This window comes from Microbacterium sp. Bi128, assembly GCF_918698205.1.
This window is the reverse complement of sequence record NZ_CAKKMM010001076.1, coordinates 1-1,770: the sequence shown is the minus strand read 5'-3', so window position 1 is coordinate 1,770 and position 1,770 is coordinate 1. Positions and strand designations below refer to the sequence as shown.

At 70.4% G+C, this 1,770-nt stretch carries 3 protein-coding genes; 2 read left to right on the top strand and 1 reads right to left on the bottom strand.

Going from position 1 to position 1,770, the window contains the following annotated elements:
• Together LQV45_RS29900 and LQV45_RS29895 are read left to right on the top strand one after the other, a co-directional pair.
• Positions 1-751, top strand: a 751-nt coding sequence (locus tag LQV45_RS29900) for an amidohydrolase family protein (protein WP_230010784.1), incomplete at its 5' end; no start/stop codon positions are given.
• A gap of 100 nt (positions 752-851) precedes the next feature.
• Positions 852-1,445, top strand: a complete 594-nt coding sequence (locus tag LQV45_RS29895; RefSeq protein ID WP_230010781.1) for an NADPH-dependent FMN reductase — start codon at positions 852-854, stop codon at positions 1,443-1,445.
• Between the two features lie 56 nt (positions 1,446-1,501).
• Here the strand turns inward: LQV45_RS29895 and LQV45_RS29890 are convergent.
• A partial coding sequence (locus LQV45_RS29890) for a hypothetical protein (RefSeq protein WP_374208331.1) occupies positions 1,502-1,770 on the bottom strand: 269 nt, incomplete at its 5' end.

The following is a 1,770-nucleotide window of genomic DNA, read 5'->3' as shown; positions in this document are numbered from 1 at the left end:
GGCGGCCGGCGGAGCCCTGCGGACCATGACGTACGCCCCCGAACTGCCCGGCGCGGGTGAGCTCCTCCGGATCCTCACGGACCACGGGGTGATCCCCTCGCTGGGCCATACCGATGCCGCTGCCCCCGTGGCCGCGGCCTCACTGGCGGAGGCCGCGGACCTCATCCGCGGGGGCGCGGCTTCCGGGGCCTTCGGGCCGCGCGCCCGGCCCACGGTGACCCATCTGTTCAACGGCATGCCTCCCCTGCACCACAGGAGTCCCGGACCGGCGGCCGCGTGCCTGCGGCTGGCGGCCGCAGGCACGGTCGTCGTCGAGCTCGTCGGCGACGGCGTCCACCTCGACCCGGAGACGGTCCGGATGGTCTTTGACCTGGTCGGAGCCGGGGGCATCGCGCTGGTGACGGACTCCATGGCGGCAACCGGGCTGCCCGACGGCGACTACGAACTCGGCCCCGCGGATGTGGTGGTGCACGACGGCGTGGCCACCCTGCGGAGCAACGGCGCCCTTGCCGGGGGCACGGCGACCCTGTTGGAGGTTGTCCGCATGGCCATCGCGGCGGGGGTGAGTCCGGCCGACGCCGTCGCGGCGGCCACCCTGGTCCCGGCCCGTGTTCTGGGCCTGGAGACCGAGATCGGCGCCCTCCGGGCTGGAATGCGCGCCGATATCATCGCCGTTGACCCGGGCTTCGACCTCGTGGCCGTGCTGCGCGGCGGACGGATCCTGGCGGACCATCGACGTGCCGCGCGTTAGCCCCTGAACCCGCGGGGCCCACGGCGGTTGCGGAAGTTTCGAGCCCTTTGTTTTGTTGTTCTGAGTGTGGGCAAACATTACTTCCGGAAAGGAGCCCGCCATGATCCGCATCGCTATCGTGCTCGGGAGCACCCGGCCCGGTCGCCTCGGAAAGGCCGTCGCCGACTGGGTAAGTGCCCGGGCATCAGAACGCGGCGATGCCATTTTTGACGTCCTCGACGTCGCCGATTTTGATCTTCCGCTGCTGGACGAGCCGCTGCCACCCTCCCTCGGCCGGTACAGCCAGCCCTACACCAAGGCCTGGTCCGAAGCTGTCGACGGATTCGACGGCTACATCTTCGTCACGGGCGAGTACAACCACTCGATTCCCGGCGCACTGAAAAACGCTGTGGACTACCTCTACAAGGAGTGGAACAACAAGGCGGCCGGGTTTGTCAGCTACGGAAGCAGCGGCGGCATCCGCGCCGTCGAACACTTCCGCGGAGTGTCCGCGGAGCTGCAGATGGCCGACGTCCGGGCCCAGGTGGCGCTGCCCCTGGCCACGGAGTTCGCGAATTACCGCACTTTCATCCCGACGGCGGCCGCGGAAAAGAGCCTGCAGATGCTGTTTGACCAGGTGATCGCGTGGTCCGGCGCGCTGAAGGTCCTCCGGCCAGGCCATGCCCAGGGAACAGAAGACGCCAGCGCGGCGTGACCGCTGCCCTGGCTTAGCCCGGTTAGCCGTCCCGCGGGGCGCGCGCCGGTGTCCGCCTATGCCGGAGTCCCCGTCCTGCGCCGCCGCCGCCGGACGGGGGGCGTGTCTCCGCCGTGTGGCGCCGCGGCATAGGGACTGGGCTGGGGCACGTTCTGGTCCGGAACGGAATCGGGGACCAGGACGTGGACTGTGCCGCCGGATGATTCCCGCGCGGCTCCGCCTGCGACGCTGCGCAGGTAGTCAAGCGCCCCTTCTTCGCTGAACCCGTACTCCCGCACCAGCGTCCGCAGCGCCAGCCCTGCCAGTGCCCGGGAGAGCTGCGCCG

Excerpts from the sequence above, each read along its gene's own strand:
- LQV45_RS29895 (WP_230010781.1), top strand. The coding sequence starts at position 852 with ATGATCCGCATCGCTATCGTGCTCGGGAGCACCCGGCCCGGTCGCCTC.